This window comes from Hoylesella enoeca JCM 12259, from assembly GCF_000613405.1.
Lineage (GTDB): Bacteria > Bacteroidota > Bacteroidia > Bacteroidales > Bacteroidaceae > Prevotella > Prevotella enoeca.
In genome coordinates this window covers 130,437-146,132 of sequence record NZ_BAIX01000003.1, presented here as the reverse complement: position 1 = coordinate 146,132, position 15,696 = coordinate 130,437, and the positions used below count along the sequence as shown (strand labels likewise).

Here is a 15,696-nt window from a genome sequence, read left to right as displayed (position 1 = left end):
CTGTCAGTTTTAGTGGGGGAGTTTGATAAGTTTCTTTCCATGATATTTGGTCATCCCAAAAGATTATTATACCTTTGCCGCGATTTTAGCAGTTGGTAGTTAGTTGATAGTTATAATATAAGTATGACAGTGAGAGCAAATATAAACAGTGCGATGCAAAGAAACTTTGTTTCTGTTACATCTTTTAACGCGTTATGTTTGCATACCTCGGAAAAAGTCTTAACACACACACACACACACACACACACAATTCACTTATAAAGTTCATTTTACGCCTCATCCTAAGCGTGCGCGAGGGTGTGCCGAAATGTCAATAAACGAAGGGACCGACACGGTTTCCCTTTGTTCTATTTTTTATACCTTCTTGTCAGCTTAGGCAAGAGTAAAATAATGTACAATATTTATCCAAAAACATAGAGACAAGAATGAAGAAACATGAAAGTTATGTAAAGCCCGAGGTAAGTGTTTGCCTATCTCAGACAGAATATTTGCTGACGTCGGCCAGCGGAGACAATAAGGATCTCGAACCAGGCGGCTCATACGGTGATGCCAAGCGGGGATGGTTCGATGAGGAGGACGAAGAAGAATTTTAGTTCATACTACATCCTGCATAGAGTAATTAATCATGAAAGAAACAAGACAATGATAAGAACAAGACAAATATTTGCAATGGCAGCGCTAACACTCTTAGCTGCTTGCACAAATGATGAGATCAATAACAAAGACAAGACGAGTGGGTCCGAAGCACAGCATGTTACGTTTACGGCTGTTGATGATGCAGTGAGCACGCGAACAATGGTTGTACCGGGCAGTCACAGCAAAGGTGGTGGTGCGAAGATTGTTTGGTCGGCAGGTGATAAGATTTGGGTGAAAGATGCTGGCAATACTTGGAAACAAAGCGCCGCAGGCACCTTCTCGTCAGATAAAAAGCACGGTGTGTTTTTGCTCACGGGTACGTTCCAAGATGGGTGTGCTATTCACTACACCGGCATCAATGGTTCTGCGGGTAACAAGGTGACGATTCAAACCAGCCAAACGCAGGCAACGCCCAACGACTTTACGCATTTAGGTGAGTCGGGCGATTGTGGTATCGGCACAGGAAAAGGTAAAGGCAGTGCGTTCCGATTCACCATTGATCATCGTTCGGCTTATCTCTGCTTTTTGCCGCGTACGTCGAACAAGTTTGTAAAGCGGAGCCGACTGTTTAAGATCGAAGTTTCTAGCGAAGATGCTATTGCCGGCGACTACGATTTTTCAGGCAATAATTTATCGGCAGCACCGATAGATCATAGTTCGAACAAGATAGAGTTGTCCACGGGTGGCACTACGGGGTTTGAGTTGACCAACGCCAATACCGATATGGCTAAAAATGCATCGTATATGGTTATTGCGCCCGGCTCGCACAAGCTGACTATTCGCTATTGGTTGCGCAATAAGGTAGACAACCCCAATGGAACCATTGAGGGAACGGTAACCAAGTATGTGGATGTAAACTGCAAACCGGGCAAGATTTGCGACATTACGGCTCTACTGGATCCGCAAGATTTCACAACATCGAAATACTACATGTGGGATGCCAAGCAACACTACTGGTATGGCAAAGAATCAAGCCAACCAAAGGTGAGTACGATTATCAGCACAGACAATCCCAAGAGTGCAGCGGCTGATCCCGACCGTTGGTATAATACCGGGAGCAACGCTTGGGCCACTAATACAGCTAACACCTGCGCCACGCTAACCAAATTCTGTGGTATGTGCAGAAAGGCGCGCCGCACTGGGATGCTACCGAGCTGTGGTCTACCTTGGACCATCTATATAAAGGCGGCATGTGGTTGAAGACGAAGAAGGTTCTTGGGCAAGAAAATGGGAAAACCAATCTTCAGATGTATGAAAAAGCCCCAGATGGCATCGATTATCGGGCTATCAATGCTCTACAACCTGAATATATCCACTCGAACTCGTCTATCATCCAGCACCGGCCGCTGAAAGCCGAGATAGGTAACTATTTTTATCTGCCAGCCGCAGGCTTTTATTCGGGTGGGCAGTTGCAACATGTGAGTCGATATGGTTATTATTGGTCGAGCACGAGGCCTATTTTTACTGGCTATGGTGAGGCACAGGCTTATTGCATGGCATTTGTTTCGAACAGTATTAGTTTTGGTCGTACCAACCGGACGTTTGGTATAATGATAGATTTGAAGTATTAACTCCAAAAATTACATACGGTTAGCGCCAAATTTCTATACGGGAAGAAATTTGGCGCTAACCGTATGTAAATAAATTTCTTTGCGTATAGAAATTTCTTTCTAACCGTATGTAAATTTTTGGCTTCCCTCATCGCCCCTCCGAATGAGCTATTGAGAAGTCGTATAGATGTTGGCCAGCAGTATACGACTGCTGGGTGACAACCCGCATACCTCTCGAGCAGGAGTGGGAGAGTGAGGGAGGTGACGCGTGAGCGAGGCGATGACGGGGAAGGAAGAGCGTGGGAGAACGCGATGTAGGCGGTGGGGAAGCGAAGTTTGTGCGGGTAGTCTTTGGTAGGATGCGGGGATTGTGGTATCTTTGTCGTATGAATATGCTTATAAGAGCGGGGTGTCGGATCTTGCGCTGGCCTCGGTCCTACGGGTTTGGAGTGCAGTCTCCGTTTGCTTATCGGTTTGTGCGGTTTGTCGTCAACGAGAAGTGGCCTTATTATGCTTACGGAGCATTGTATGACGCGGAGCCGATTGCTGACAAGACGATGCTGAAGCGGTGCCGACTGTGTCTGCGACTGGCCAACCATTTACAGCCCAAGCGCTGGTGGATGAGTCTTCCGGAGGCGGCGACGTATGCAACGTATGTCGGGGCCGGATGCCGGAAGACGGAGGTGATCAGGGATTGTGCCCGGCGCATGGTGTCCGAATCCGCTGCCAGTCAGGTGTTGATGATGGCATTGACGGCGGATTGGGAGGAGTTGTTTGATCGTTTTGCAGCAGTGGCAACGCAACATAGTGTTTTGCTGGTGACGGATATCGATGCCACGAAAGAGAGCCGACGGGCTTGGCGACGGCTTGTCGATGATGATCGCACGGGCGTGAGCTTTGACCTCTTAGATTGCGGAATCGTGTTCTTTGATTTGAAGATGCACAAGCGAAACTATAAGATCAATTATTGAAAGGATGACGATGAAGGTTTATACAAAGGGTGGCGACGACGGTATGACGAGCTTGATCGGAGGCCGACGGGTGCCGAAATGCGACTGGCAGATCGAGGCTTGCGGTGCGGTAGACGAGTTGAATGCTCATCTCGGCTTGCTGGCCGCTTGGCTGGCCGATGCGGAGGTGAAGGCGTTTGTTGAGCAGCTACAGCGCGATTTGTTTGTTGTCGGCAGCTATTTGGCAGCCGATCCGCCCGGGAGCCGACACTGTGAAGGCGAGACTATCGATGAGGGCGATGTCCGAAAGTTGGAAGATGAGATCGATCGAATCACGTTGCAGATCCCTCCACAAAACAGTTTTGTTCTCCCCGGCGGTTGTCGTGAGGCAGCATTAGCTCACGTCTGTCGGACTGTTTGCCGGCGAGCCGAGCGGCGGATTGTCAAGTTGGGCGAGGTTGTCGATATTTCCCCCGTTATCCTTCGCTACATGAATCGGCTCTCGGACTATTTATTTATCCTGGCCCGAGAAACAAACTTTAAGGTTTGTCGGATAGAAAAAAAAGTGGTAAAGTACTTGGAAATAGCGCAAAAATGCTTATTTTTGCACGCATATTATACAATAAAATAAAAATAGGAGAGAATATGTATTGGACACTTGAATTAGCTTCTAAATTGGAGGATGCACCCTGGCCTGCAACGAAAGACGAATTGATCGACTATGCGATTCGTTCGGGGGCACCGCTCGAAGTATTGGAAAATTTGCAGGAAATCGAGGATGAAGGCGATGTCTATGATAGTATAGAGGACATTTGGCCTGACTATCCCACAAAAGAAGACTTCCTCTTCAACGAGGATGAATATTGACAGACGGCTGTTGACGAGGCCGTGATGCGAGGCGCTTGCTATGTTATTGATTGGCGCACGCAGGGTTTTTCTTAGGAAAAACGATATGAGGAAAAAACACTGAATATATATTATAACTCTCTAATTTATTTTGATGGTTGAACGTTGCGACAACGTTCAGCCATTTTTTATGTCTTGCTGTGTGTCACAGGTATATGAGCTTTGTCTCGATGCTGATCGGGAACATGAGCCGGCCCAATGTGGGGAAAGCTCCAAAAAGGGGAAAATGATGTTTCGCTTGCAAGCGACAGGCGGAAATGGCAGAAAAAGGGTCGTCGCTTGTGAGCGAAATGTTCAAAACTCCAAAAATAGCGTTTCGCTTGCAAGCGAAAGCTTCAAAATAGGAAAAACAACGTTTCGCTCACAAGCGAAATGAAGAAAAAGGGAAAGACAACGTTTCGCTTGCAAGCGACGGATAGAAATTGCCGAAAACTGTCCGTCGCTTGTGTTTTTTCTCAAACGATTTTAAAAAAGATGGAAAGGTGAAAGGGTGAACAGGTGAAAGGGTGCAGAGTGCTTTGATTTATCTCGGAGATAAATAATCTGTCTTTTGTATAATAAACTGAGGGTGCGAATCGTTATTGTCAACGTGTGGAAACGAATCGGAATCATAGCAATGATGTCAGGACTCGCTCTCGTTGGAGCGAGGGCGCAGTATGATGCAGCATTCAGTCACTACTTCGACATGGAGCCGTCGTTTAATCCGGCGGTTGTGGGGAAGCAAGGGCTATTGAATGTGACGGGCGTCTATGCGCTCGGCTTTGCTGGTGTTCGACATAATCCCCGCTCGGTTTATTTAGCCGGAGATGCTCCGTTGCCCCTCGCCAAAGGGGCGCATGGAGCGGGCTTGCAGTTTGTGGATGAGAAGATTGGAGTCTATACGCATCGCCGGATGGCACTGCAATATGGCTATAAGCGGCCTTGGGGCGGAGGAACGGTGAGTTTCGGTGTGCAGGTGGGACTGCTGAATGAGGATTTGGATGCCTCGAAAGCTGATGCGGAAGATCGTGGAGATCCGGCTTTGTCGGGTGGTAAAGCCAACGGAAACGGACTTGATTTGGGGGCAGGTGTGTATTATCTGCGCGGCACGTGGTATGTAGGCGTTTCGGGGCAACATCTCAATCGGCCGCAGGTGGATCTCGGAGAGAAAGCAGAAATTCGGATCAAGCAGACGTATTATTTGATTGCCGGATATAATATTCGGCTACGGAATCCGTTTTTGAAGATAAAGACTTCGCTGCTGGTTCGTGGTGATGGGCAGGCTTATCGGGCAGATGTGACGGGTCGGCTGGTTTATCAACGCGAGAAGAAGATGTTTTATGGAGGAGTCGGGTGTAGTCCGACGAATTCGGTAACAGCCCTTGTCGGCGGTAAGTTTCATGGCGTTGTGGTGGGATATAGTTATGAACTCTACACCTCGGCGATTCCTGCCGGCAATGGCAGTCACGAGCTTTTCGTGGGGTATCAGTGTCCTCTCGATTTCTCGAACAAGGCGAAGAACAAACATAAAAGTGTGAGAATATTATAGGAAAGATGAGAATAAAAGGCATGATAACGCTTGGCGCTCTGTCGCTGACTCTTTTGCTGTCGGGGTGTTTCGGTTCGCGGGCCTCGTCTTCGGCTTCGCGAGGTGGCGAAGTGGTAGGAGTGAGCGGTCGGGTGATGCCCGAACCCACGCCGTATGGAATGATTCGGATCAATCGCGGGTATCTTCGGATGGGACTGGAAACGCAAGACAGTCTATGGGGTAACGATCTTTCACAGAAAGATGTGTCGGTAGACGGCTTTTGGATGGATGAAACCGAGGTGACGAATGCCAAGTATAAGCAGTTCGTCATGTGGGTACGCGACAGCATTTTACGTACTCGCTTAGCCGATCCGGCGTATGGCGGCGACGAGACTTATATGATTACGGAAGATCGGGAGGGTAATCCTGTGCCTCCGCGGGTGAATTGGAAAAAGCCGTTGCCGCGTAAACCGAATGAAGACGAACAGCGAGCCTTTGACAGTATGTATGAGACTAATCCTGTAACCGGCGAGAAGTTGTTGGACTATCGGCAATTAAATTTCCGCTATGAGATATATGATTATGCCTCTGCTGCGCTTCGTCGCAATCGGATTCGGCCCGAAGAACGCAATCTGAACACGGACATCGCGGTGAATCCCGATGAAGTGGTGATGATATCTAAGGACACGGCGTATGTCGATGAAGATGGTCGGATTGTCTCGGAAACCATCGATCGGCCACTCACCGGGCCGTGGGACTTCCTCAATACTTATATCGTGAACGTCTATCCCGACACGACTTGCTGGGTGAATGATTTCAAAAACTCGGACAATGAGATTTATTTGCGCAACTATTTCAGTAACCCTGCCTATAACGATTACCCCGTTGTGGGCGTTACTTGGGAGCAAGCCAATGCCTTTTGTGCGTGGAGAACGGAGTTCCTTTTAAAGGGATTAGGACCCGAAGCACGCTATGTGCAGCGCTATCGGTTGCCTACTGAGGCAGAATGGGAGTATGCCGCGCGAGGCAAAGAAGGCAAAGAGTTTCCGTGGGAGATACAAGATGTGAAGACCGGCGACGGCTGTTTCTATGCCAATTTCAAACCCGACAGAGGCAATTATACCAAAGACGGAAATCTGATTACGAGTAAAGTGGGAGTCTATTCATCCAACAGCAACGGACTGTATGATATGGCCGGCAACGTGGCAGAATGGACCAGCACGGTCTATACGGCCTCGGGCGTAGACGCAATGAATGATTTGAACCCGCAATTGACTTATAATGCTGCTAAGGAAGATCCTTATCGATTGAAGAAAAAGAGTGTTCGCGGAGGGTCGTGGAAAGATCCTGAAACCTTCATTCGCAGTGCGTGGCGCTCGTGGGAATATCAAAATCAGCCGCGTTCGTACATCGGATTCCGTTGTGTTCGCAGCTTGGCGAATACCGTTAGCATTAAACCGAAAAAGGGAAAGAAATGAGTTCATACAGCAAAATCAATGTCATCTATCGGCTGCAAAAGTGGATGGATAGCGTGCCGGGGCAGACTTTCCTCAACTATGCATATAGTTGGGGGGCCTCGATAGTGATTCTTGGTACCTTATTTAAGCTCACTCATTTGCCCGGAGCTGATCTGATGCTCTTCATTGGGATGGGAACGGAGGTGTGTGTGTTCTTTATTTCGGCTTTCGATAGGCCTTTTGATAAGACTGCAGACGGCCGAGATATTCCCGTACACGTCACGGATGAATATCTGAAAGGGAGTGAAGCAGTAGACGAAAAAGCCTTTCCTGCCTCGCAAAAGATCATGAGTCAGGCTACCGAAAGATGTCTTTCGCAACAGCAAGAAACCTCGCCTGAATTGGTCGAAGCCACGGCCAATTATGTTGCAGAATTGCAACGGCTTACCGAAATGCTGTCGAAAGTGAGCGAACAGAGTGCTCGTCTCACCCGCGACAGTGAGGAAATGGACAATCTTAACCGTACTTTAACGGGCATTTGTAAGGTTTATGAGATGCAACTCAAAGGTGCCAGCCAGCAGATCGGCACTATTGATCGCATCAACGAACAGAGTAAGAAAATGGCAGAGCATATCGAACAGCTCAACAGTATCTATCATCGAATGATCGAAGCGATGACCGTCAATATGCGGGCAGCGACTTCTCATAATCCTTAATGTGACGGATGCATCTGCATGTGACCGCCGACTCAACAGTCAACAACTCATGGCAATCAAGAAAAGACCGATTTCTCCTCGTCAGAAAATGATCAACCTGATGTACGTCGTACTGATGGCAATGCTGGCATTGAACGTCTCCACGGAGGTGCTCAACGGTTTTTCGATCGTCGAGGACAGCCTCAATCGTACCACGGCGAATGCCACGCGTGAGAACAAAGCTATCTATGGCGATTTCGAGTCTCAGTTGAAAGCCAATCCCGAAAAGGTCAAAGCCTGGTTTGCCAAGGCCACACAGGTGCGTGAAATGAGTGATTCGCTTTTCGATTTTGTACAAAGTCTGAAAGAGGAAATCGTGCGCGAAGCCGACGGAAAGGATGCCGACGTCTTGAATATCCGCAATAAAGACGACCTCGAAGCAGCTAATCGAGTGATGCTTGCACCGGGAACGGGACAGGGGAAACGCCTTTTTCAGGCCATCAATGCTTATCGGAAGCATATCCTTTCGATGTTGACCGACCCGCAACAAAAGGTGATCATCGCCGAGAATCTCACTACACGGTTACCTCGAAAAGCGCATACGATGGGGCGAAACTGGCAGGAATATATGTTTGAAGATATGCCTGTGGCTGCCGCTGTGACGTTACTCAGCAAGTTGCAAAGCGATATTCGTTATGCCGAAGGCGAAGTGTTGCACACATTGGCAACTGAAATAGACATCAAAGACATTCGAGTCAATAAGTTGCAAGCGTTTGTCATTCCCGAATCTCGCACTGTGGTGAGCGGCGATCAATTTGCTGCACGCATCGTGATGGCGGCTGTCGATACCACGCGTCAGCCTGAAATCTATATTGGCGGACGCCGAATGAATTTGCCGGGTGGCCTTTATCGTTTCGCGACGAGCGGCATCGGCGAGCACAGTTTTGGCGGAGTCATTGCCATGCAGACGCCCAATGGCGGGTTCATTCGTCGTCCATTTGTGCAGAAATACACTGTCGTGGCCCCGAGTGCAACGGTTTCTGCCGACTTGATGAACGTTCTTTACGCAGGCTTTGATAATCCGTTAAGCGTCAGCATACCCGGAGTGCCGCTCTCAAATGTGTCTATTCGCGTTGCAGGAAGCGCCTTTCGGGAAGCTGGGAAAGGTCATTTCGTCGTGCATCCAACGGTTATTGGGCGCGACGTAACAATCACCGTACTTTCCACTCAGGATAATCGGTCGCGCGAAGTGGGCCGATTCACGTTTCATGTACGCAAGTTGCCTGATCCGACAGCTTATATCCAGATCGGTACTGATCGTTTCCGGGGCGGTGCATTATATAAAGGCGCGCTCGTGGGAGCACAAGGTATCAAGGCAGCCATCGATGACGGCATCCTCGATATCGATTTTCGGGTAACCGGTTTTGAGTCGGTCTTCTTCGATAATATGGGTAATGCCGTGCCGATGACATCCAACGGTGCACTGTTTTCAGATCGCCAGCGCGACGCTTTACGCCGACTTGCCCGTGGCCGACGCTTCTATATCTCGCATATCACCGCTGTCGGTCCCGACGGAATCACGCGGCGGCTGCCCGCTTCGATGGAAGTGATTGTCAAATAAGATTCATAAAGTAAAGAGAAAAATGAAAAGATTCATCGTCATTGTATTGATCACAAGTCTTGTTCAGGCCCTGTCGGCCCAGCCCGAAGCCCGTCAACGCGAGCAGCAAACAGCTCGGAAGCAGCGCAATGAGCGACTCACCACGCGTGCGCAAATCTCTTTTCCCGTGGCCGAAACAATGCCTGAGGATGTGGTTTGGCGGCGAGACATCTATCGAGAAATCCGTCTTGATGATGAGCCAAACGCCGGATTATATTATCCTGTGGAGCCGGTGGGTGGGCAGATGAATCTCTTTTGCTATCTTTTCAAGCTGGTGTTGAGCGGCAATGTGCCTGCTTACGAATACCGATTGGATGGCAATGAAGTTTTCGCCGATAGCTCGCGTGTCAAGCCTTTGGCCTTTCTCGACAATTATCATATCTTTTACGAGCGTGTGGGTAAGGGCATTCACTTAGATAATAGTGATATTCCTTCCCGCGAAGTAAAAGGCTATTATATCAAGGAGAGCACCTTTTACGATCAGGCTTCGGCCACGTTTCACACGCAGGTATTGGCTCTTTGCCCGATCATGGAGCGCGAAGACGATTTCGGTTCGACACCAACCAAATACCCCTTATTCTGGATTCGCTACGCCGATTTGGCTCCGTTCTTGGTCAATCGCACGTTGATGGCGAGCAGTCTCAACAATGCTGTCGTGATGACACTCGATGATTTCTTCACCGCTCATCATTATCGCGGCAAGATTTATAAGACCAACAATCTGCTCGGAAAGACTTTGGCGCAGAGCTATCCAACTGATTCGGCGATGGCAAAAGCGCAAAAGCGAATCGAGGACGAGCTGCAAACGTTTGAGCAGCGTATGTGGGGCGATCCGCAACGAAAGGCTATGGCCGACAGCATAGCTAAAAACAACGCATCTGCGAAGGGTAAGTCGACAGTCAAGCGAGGTCGGCGTGTTCGTTCGACAACGGCTACCGTCAAGGCGAGTCGCCGCAATTCGGGATCTGCTTCGAGCACAACGACAGCCTCTCCGGCTCGTGTTTCGGTGCGTCGCGAGCGTCACTGAAATCTTAAATATGTCTTAACCACCTCATCAAAAACGAGTTGCAAGATCGAGAAACATCGCTAATGTTTCTCAAAAGTATCTCAAAAAGTGTCAAGACAGACTGTTTGTGCACATTTTCTTTTTATCTTTGTCGCAAATCAATCATCCTAAAACTCAGAGAGATATGAAAAAAATCACAATCGTATTTACATTCGTTGCGGCACTCATCATCGGTGTTTCAATACCTGCACAAGCGCAAATTCAGTTCGGAGTGAAGGGCGGTTTGAATGTCAGCCACATGTCACTGAGCAATGATTTGCTTAAAGCCTCCAATCGCACAGGCTTCTTTTTCGGTCCCACAATGAAGTTCACGCTCCCCATTGTGGGCATTGGTGTCGATGCGTCGGCCCTCTATGACCTGCGCGAAACCGAACTTTCGAACGACAAGATGAGCGAAACCTCATCGTTTGAAAAGACTGTCAAGCAGCAGCAAATCGTTGTTCCGGTCAACATGCGGTATCATATCGGGCTGAGCAAGTTGGCTGCCGTGTTGTTGTATGCGGGTCCGCAGTTTGGCTTCAACGTGGGAAACAAGGATCAAAGCATTGATGGAAAGCGGGTGGATTGGCGTTTCAAGAATTCCAATTTCAGTATCAACGTTGGTGCAGGAGTGATGTTGCTCAATCATCTTCAAGTCTCGGCAAACTATAACATTGCGTGTGGTAAGACCGGCGAAGCACTATCGATAATACCATCGATGCCGTGAAAGCTCGCAATCATGCGTGGCAAGTGGCGGCGGCCTATTATTTTTAATCACGTGAGTCTGTTGTTTCCCATTGAGAATTGCAAGTAAGAATTCGTTGATGGCGTATCCCACAAAAGATTGCAAGGATCAAATCAGAATAGAGTCGATATTTAGCTGGGAGTCCCGTGTGCATAAAACGTTTTCCTATGAAGTATTAGTTGGCTGCTAATTTGTGCTTAGTTGTATTGCCATTAACGCTCAGTTGCCGTGCCACGAACGGTTCATCAAAAAACGATTTGCAGATGTCTGATTGACAATCATATACAAACTCCTTTCGGATTTGGTCCTTGCAATCTTTTGTGGAAAACGCAATCACCGAATTATCAATTTCCAATTGTCAATTCTCAATGGGATTTTTAGTACCTTTGTTGGCGTAAATGAATTTCGCAGATGTGATTTTACCGCTGCCACTCGACGGCGTTTTCACTTACGGCGTGCCCGATGTGCTGGTACCGCAAGTGCGGTTCGGCGTGCGCGTTGTGGTGCCGCTGGGACGTTCGAAAACCTATACGGCACTCGTGGTGCGTGTGCATCAGGAGAAGCCCGACTTTGAGGTGCGCGACGTTTTCAGTGTGCTTGACGAGCGGCCGATGCTGCTCGATCGGCAATACAAGCTTTGGCAGTGGATCGCCGACTATTATATGTCGTCTCTCGGAGACATTTTCAAAGCCGCATTGCCGTCGGGTTTGAAAGCAGAAGACGGTTACCGACCGCGCACCGAGACATATATCACATTGGCCGAAGCTTTTCGCCATGAGCAGCATTTGCATTCGGCGATGAACAGCCTGACACGAGCAGCGAAACAGCAACAGGCTTTTTGCGAGTTTCTGAGTATCACCCACTGGGATAGCTTGCGTGGAGATACGCCCACGGAGGGCATCACCGAGGTGACGCGTGACGAACTGATGAACGTTGCGCATTGCACGTCGGCTGTGGTGAAAGCTCTCATCAATCGCGGTTTTCTGCGCACTTATGAGCGCGAAGTGGGGCGACTCAACGATGCCGGGGAGCCTCATCTCGACAAGATCAAGCGTTTGGGAGAGGCTCAGCAGACGGCTTTCAACAGTGTGTTGTTTGCTTTCATGAAAAAGAGTGTGGTGTTGTTACACGGCGTTACATCAAGCGGCAAGACTGAGATCTATATTCATCTCATCGCCAAAGCACTGCAAGAACATAAGCAAGTGCTCTATCTGCTACCCGAAATCGCACTCACTGTGCAGATTATGTCGCGTTTGCAACGAGTCTTTGGGAATCGACTCGGTATCTATCACTCTAAATACAGCGATGCCGAACGGGTGGAAATCTGGCGCAAACAGTTGTCAAACAATCCTTACGACATCATCCTCGGCGCCCGCAGTGCCGTGTTTTTACCGTTTCAGAACTTGGGTCTCGTCATCGTGGATGAGGAACATGAGACTTCGTTTAAACAGCAGGAGCCAGCTCCGCGTTATCATGCTCGTTCGGCAGCCATCGTTTTAGCGCAGCTTTACGGAGCTAAAACGCTGCTCGGAACAGCCACACCCGCTGCAGAAACTTACTATAATGCCAAGCAGGGGAAATATGGTTTGGTGACGCTCACAACACGATATAAGGACATGGAAATGCCCGAAATCGAGATCGTCGACATCAAAGATCTGGCCCGTCGAAAGATGATGACGGGACCGTTTTCGCCTCGACTCCTGGCTGCTTTACGCGAATCATTGGCCGAAGGACAACAAGCGATCCTCTTTCAGAATCGTCGTGGCTTTGCACCGATGATCGAATGTCGCGTATGTGGATGGGTTCCGCATTGTGTGAACTGTGATGTGGCCCTCACATTACATAAGAATATGAATCAACTCACATGTCATTATTGTGGATTTACGTATCAAGTGCCCACGGTTTGTCCCAATTGTGGCAGCACCGAACTGCGAGGTCGCGGCTACGGAACGGAAAAGATCGAAGACCAAATTCGTGAGTTATTGCCCGAAGCACGTGTGGCGCGGATGGATCTCGATACCACGCGCACGCGAAATGCCTATGAACGCATCATCGGAGAGTTTTCGTCGGGCAAGACCAATCTGTTGATCGGTACGCAAATGGTGAGTAAAGGCCTTGATTTCGATCGTGTGCGCGTGGTCGGCATATTGCAAGCCGATGCGTTGTTGAATTATCCCGATTTCCGTGCTTACGAACATGCGTTTGCTATGATGGCGCAAGTGAGCGGTAGAGCAGGGCGCAAAGGCAAACGCGGGCATGTGATTTTGCAGACGAAAACCCCCGACTTGCCGCTTATCCGACAAGTGGTTGCGGGCGATTATGTTGCTTTCCATGCTGCTTTGATGGATGAGCGGCGCATGTTTCATTATCCGCCGTTCTTCCGACTCATCTATATCGTGATGCGACACACCAAGGATGAACTCGTGGAAACAGCTGCGCAGGAACTCGGAAGTAGGCTCAGGCAAGGCTTCGGAGATCGTGTCCTCGGTCCGGATAAACCTGTTGTGGCCCGTGTTAAGACGCTGAATATCCGTAAGATCGTACTCAAACTCGAAAGCGGAATTGATCTTTCGCAGGTGCGCCGATACTTGCGCGAGACTCAAGCTGCCCTCCTCTGCGATAGGCGTTACGGTGCGTTGCAGATTTATTACGATGTAGATCCGTTGTGATTCGATATGAGTCGTTTTATGTGTGCGGGCACAATAGAGCCTTGATACAGGTCAATAAAGTTGAATTTTCTTGCAAAAAGTCTTGCCATTTTGATGCGGACCAATGAGAATCGTCGTATCTTTGCATCATCAAAAGAGATTCAATAGGTTTATATGTATATCAATTAGATATTAGGTAAGATAGAGAGTTATGGGTATTAGATTTAGGTTAGCATAAAGATTGTGACAAAGGATACTCTCATAGGTTAGTAGAAGCAAAGGAAAATGCCGTGAGGCATCGGTCCTAAGCAATGAAAAGGTAAAAGATTTTAGGATAATGTTTAGGTTAGATTGCTTGCAGTGAATGCTGCAGCAATCGTAAATGACGGGCGGATCAACTTCCGTCCTTAATTTTAAAAAGATTGGTTTTACAATAATGGAGACAGCTCTCGTTTGGTAATGAGAGCTGTTTTTTAATTCTCTGACAGAAAAGCAGACACAGTTTGAGTTATCTCGGCAAAATGAATTATATTTGCAATGTCAATCCGTCATAACGAAAAACGAAAAAGATGGCACTCATCAAGACCGTAAAAAACAAACGCCCGACATGGGGCAAACGCTGTTATTTTGCTGAAAATGCCACGATTGTGGGCGATATTTGCATGGGAGACGACTGCTCTGTGTGGTTCGGTGCCGTGCTGCGGGCCGATGTCGACAATATCACCATTGGTTCGCGCGTGAACATTCAAGATGGAGCCTGCGTGCATGAGACGCATGGTTATTCTGTGATGATTGAAGATGACGTGTCGATTGGGCACAATGCAACGGTCCACGGATGCACGTTGCGGCGTGGATCACTCATCGGAATGGGGGCTGTTGTGCTTGATCGAGCCGATGTCGGAGCCGGTTCTATCGTAGCGGCAGGTGCAGTTGTGGCTCAGGGAACACATATTGGCCCCGGCGAAATATGGGGAGGCATTCCTGCGAAGTTGATCAAACGTGCAGCGGAAGGACAATCCGAGACTTTCGCCCAGCATTATATGGATATCAAAAAAGATTATGAGGAGGATGTGAAATGATGCGAAATGATTTCAAATTCGAAGTTTGTGCCAATGGTGTTGAAAGTTGTTTGGCTGCTCAAAAAGGTGGAGCTGATCGTGTGGAGCTATGCGCAGGTATTCCCGAAGGTGGCACAACGCCGTCTTACGGAGAGATTAAAGTGGCGCGACGTGTGCTCGATCGCACAAGGCTTCACGTCATTATTCGGCCTCGTGGAGGCGATTTCGTCTATTCACCATTGGAAATCGAGCGGATGGAAGAGGATATTGATGTAGCGCATAAATTAGGAGTTGACGGCGTAGTCTTCGGTTGTCTCACGCTCGATGGCGGTATAGATCTCGATGGAAACGCCCGACTGATGGAGCATACACACGGTATGTCGGCCACGTTTCACCGTGCTTTCGACCGTTGCAAAGATCCTTCGGCTGCCTTGGAGCAACTTATTGAGTTGGGTTTCGATCGCATTCTCACCTCTGGTCAACAGCCTACGGCAGAACAGGGAATACCTTTGCTCACGGCACTCAATATCCAGTCGGCCGGTCGTATCACGCTGTTGGCGGGCTGTGGAGTCAACGAAAGCAATATCCGCAGTATCTTTGAAACAACCGATATACACGAATTCCACTTCTCGGCACGCGTCAATGTGCCAGGCGCTATGACTTATTCTAATCCCGATGTGTATATGGGAGCTAAGGGTGTAGATGAAAACATGCGTGAGATTACATCCGAAGACCGCGTCAGAAATACGATTGCACAACTGCTGTAAACCGTTTCTTAATCTTTATTTCTGCAATAATGAAACGACAAATTACTCTTATTACGTTTTGTTTTATTGCTT

The 15,696-nt window shown here is 48.6% G+C and carries 14 protein-coding genes and 1 pseudogene; all 15 read left to right on the top strand.

The window, feature by feature from the left end; genetic code table 11:
* Positions 1-425 precede the first annotated feature (425 nt).
* A complete protein-coding gene (locus JCM12259_RS16415; RefSeq protein ID WP_148299547.1) occupies positions 426-593 on the top strand; it encodes a transposase in 168 nt (55 codons plus the stop codon).
* Between the two features lie 76 nt (positions 594-669).
* On the top strand, positions 670-1,836 hold the full coding sequence (locus JCM12259_RS13360; protein WP_148299546.1) for a hypothetical protein: 1,167 nt from the start codon (positions 670-672) through the stop codon (positions 1,834-1,836).
* A 47-nt stretch (positions 1,837-1,883) separates the two neighbouring features.
* Entirely contained in the window at positions 1,884-2,207 is a 324-nt protein-coding gene (locus JCM12259_RS16410) for a hypothetical protein (RefSeq protein ID WP_148299545.1), read from the top strand.
* Between the two features lie 278 nt (positions 2,208-2,485).
* A complete protein-coding gene (locus tag JCM12259_RS02205; protein WP_148299544.1) occupies positions 2,486-3,157 on the top strand; it encodes a hypothetical protein in 672 nt (223 codons plus the stop codon).
* A gap of 10 nt (positions 3,158-3,167) precedes the next feature.
* A complete protein-coding gene (locus tag JCM12259_RS02200; RefSeq protein ID WP_025065252.1) occupies positions 3,168-3,767 on the top strand; it encodes a cob(I)yrinic acid a,c-diamide adenosyltransferase in 600 nt (199 codons plus the stop codon).
* A 14-nt stretch (positions 3,768-3,781) separates the two neighbouring features.
* A complete protein-coding gene (locus JCM12259_RS02195; RefSeq protein ID WP_004349202.1) occupies positions 3,782-4,003 on the top strand; it encodes a DUF2795 domain-containing protein in 222 nt (73 codons plus the stop codon).
* Between the two features lie 628 nt (positions 4,004-4,631).
* Positions 4,632-5,570 (top strand): PorP/SprF family type IX secretion system membrane protein, encoded by a 939-nt coding sequence (locus tag JCM12259_RS02185; RefSeq protein ID WP_025065251.1) that lies wholly within the window; start codon positions 4,632-4,634, stop codon positions 5,568-5,570.
* A gap of 5 nt (positions 5,571-5,575) precedes the next feature.
* Positions 5,576-7,027 carry a T9SS ring complex lipoprotein PorK/GldK gene (gene porK, locus JCM12259_RS02180; protein WP_051559074.1) on the top strand — a complete coding sequence of 484 codons (1,452 nt, stop codon included), beginning with the start codon at positions 5,576-5,578 and terminating at the stop codon, positions 7,025-7,027.
* On the top strand, positions 7,024-7,722 hold the full coding sequence (gene porL, locus JCM12259_RS02175) for a type IX secretion system motor protein PorL/GldL (protein WP_025065249.1): 699 nt from the start codon (positions 7,024-7,026) through the stop codon (positions 7,720-7,722). Before porK ends, porL begins: the two co-directional genes overlap by 4 nt.
* Before the next feature lie 49 nt (positions 7,723-7,771).
* Positions 7,772-9,322 (top strand): type IX secretion system motor protein PorM/GldM, encoded by a 1,551-nt coding sequence (porM, locus tag JCM12259_RS02170; protein WP_025065248.1) that lies wholly within the window; start codon positions 7,772-7,774, stop codon positions 9,320-9,322.
* 22 nt (positions 9,323-9,344) lie between these two features.
* Positions 9,345-10,388 (top strand): type IX secretion system ring subunit PorN/GldN, encoded by a 1,044-nt coding sequence (gene porN, locus JCM12259_RS02165; RefSeq protein ID WP_025065247.1) that lies wholly within the window; start codon positions 9,345-9,347, stop codon positions 10,386-10,388.
* Between the two features lie 163 nt (positions 10,389-10,551).
* Positions 10,552-11,180: pseudogene (locus JCM12259_RS13355) on the top strand (porin family protein).
* Positions 11,181-11,549: 369 nt separating this feature from the next.
* A complete protein-coding gene (gene priA, locus JCM12259_RS02155) occupies positions 11,550-13,820 on the top strand; it encodes a replication restart helicase PriA (RefSeq protein ID WP_025065246.1) in 2,271 nt (756 codons plus the stop codon).
* Positions 13,821-14,368: 548 nt separating this feature from the next.
* Positions 14,369-14,878 (top strand): gamma carbonic anhydrase family protein, encoded by a 510-nt coding sequence (locus tag JCM12259_RS02150; RefSeq protein ID WP_025065245.1) that lies wholly within the window; start codon positions 14,369-14,371, stop codon positions 14,876-14,878.
* Positions 14,875-15,624, top strand: a complete 750-nt coding sequence (locus JCM12259_RS02145) for a copper homeostasis protein CutC (protein WP_025065244.1) — start codon at positions 14,875-14,877, stop codon at positions 15,622-15,624. The genes JCM12259_RS02150 and JCM12259_RS02145 overlap by 4 nt, the downstream gene beginning before the upstream one ends.
* Positions 15,625-15,696 lie beyond the last annotated feature (72 nt).

Bases quoted from the DNA above. Each gene is read 5' to 3' on its own strand.
- JCM12259_RS16415 (WP_148299547.1), top strand. From the start codon at position 426: ATGAAGAAACATGAAAGTTATGTAAAGCCCGAGGTAAGTGTTTGCCTA.
- JCM12259_RS13360 (WP_148299546.1), top strand. From the start codon at position 670: ATGGCAGCGCTAACACTCTTAGCTGCTTGCACAAATGATGAGATCAAT.
- JCM12259_RS16410 (WP_148299545.1), top strand. From the start codon at position 1,884: ATGTATGAAAAAGCCCCAGATGGCATCGATTATCGGGCTATCAATGCT.
- JCM12259_RS02200 (WP_025065252.1), top strand. From the start codon at position 3,168: ATGAAGGTTTATACAAAGGGTGGCGACGACGGTATGACGAGCTTGATC.
- JCM12259_RS02195 (WP_004349202.1), top strand. From the start codon at position 3,782: ATGTATTGGACACTTGAATTAGCTTCTAAATTGGAGGATGCACCCTGG.
- porK (WP_051559074.1), top strand. From the start codon at position 5,576: ATGAGAATAAAAGGCATGATAACGCTTGGCGCTCTGTCGCTGACTCTT.
- porL (WP_025065249.1), top strand. From the start codon at position 7,024: ATGAGTTCATACAGCAAAATCAATGTCATCTATCGGCTGCAAAAGTGG.
- porM (WP_025065248.1), top strand. From the start codon at position 7,772: ATGGCAATCAAGAAAAGACCGATTTCTCCTCGTCAGAAAATGATCAAC.
- porN (WP_025065247.1), top strand. From the start codon at position 9,345: ATGAAAAGATTCATCGTCATTGTATTGATCACAAGTCTTGTTCAGGCC.
- priA (WP_025065246.1), top strand. From the start codon at position 11,550: ATGAATTTCGCAGATGTGATTTTACCGCTGCCACTCGACGGCGTTTTC.
- JCM12259_RS02150 (WP_025065245.1), top strand. From the start codon at position 14,369: ATGGCACTCATCAAGACCGTAAAAAACAAACGCCCGACATGGGGCAAA.
- JCM12259_RS02145 (WP_025065244.1), top strand. From the start codon at position 14,875: ATGATGCGAAATGATTTCAAATTCGAAGTTTGTGCCAATGGTGTTGAA.